This window comes from Megasphaera sp. MJR8396C (assembly GCF_001546855.1).
Classification (GTDB): Bacteria; Bacillota; Negativicutes; order Veillonellales; family Megasphaeraceae; genus Megasphaera.
This window is the reverse complement of record NZ_KQ958185.1, coordinates 1-864: the sequence shown is the minus strand read 5'-3', so window position 1 is coordinate 864 and position 864 is coordinate 1. Positions and strand designations below refer to the sequence as shown.

Genomic DNA, 864 nt, shown 5'->3' with positions numbered 1-864 from the left:
CCGACGTACAATACGGATACCAATGCAGCCAACATCGGCGACCTTAAGAATGTGAGCGATGCTCTGGTTAATAAGGGCATGGACTTCACGGCCGATAGTGGAGACACGGTACATCGTGACCTGGGTGAAGCCCTGGGTATCGTAGGGGACGGTCAGAATATTACGACCACGACCGATGCAACGAATGGCAAGATTACCGTTGCCTTAAGCAACGATATCTCCATCGGTGCGAAAGACGGCGCTGACGGTACAGACGGTGTCGACGGTAAGATTGGCGTCAACGGTAAAGACGGTTCGGCCGTCGTTATCAACGGCGCTGATGGCTCCATCGGCTTGACCGGCCCTGCCGGCGCTGACGGAACACCGGGCACGACGGTTACCATCAAGGCTGGCGACAGCGTAAATAATGTAGAAGGCAACCCGGTTGATCGTATCACGGCAGGCGGCGAAACCATCGCAACCATGAGTGACGGTCAGAAGTACGCCGGAGACAATGGCCAGACGGATACGACGAAAGTCATCGCTAAGAAACTCAACGAACAGCTTGATATCGTGGGCGGTGCCGATGCCGATAAACTGACGGAAAACAACATTGGTGTTAATAACGTCGATGGCAAGTTGAAAGTTCAGTTAGTGAAAGACGTCGACTTGGGCGATACTGGTTCTGTCACAACCGGTGCTACGGTAATGAACAATGATGGCATTACCATTACTCCGGCAGCAGGCACGGGCACAGGTAACCCTGTAACCTTAACCGGCACCGGTCTCAACAACGGCGGCAATCAGATTACTAACGTAGCCAGCGGCGCTGACGGTGTCGATGCTGACGGTAACCCGACGTACAATACGGATACCAATGCAGCC

General features: G+C 53.9%; 1 pseudogene. It reads left to right on the top strand.

Going from position 1 to position 864, the window contains the following annotated elements:
* Window positions 1–864 (top strand): annotated as a pseudogene (locus HMPREF3201_RS06295) (hypothetical protein); the annotation flags it as partial.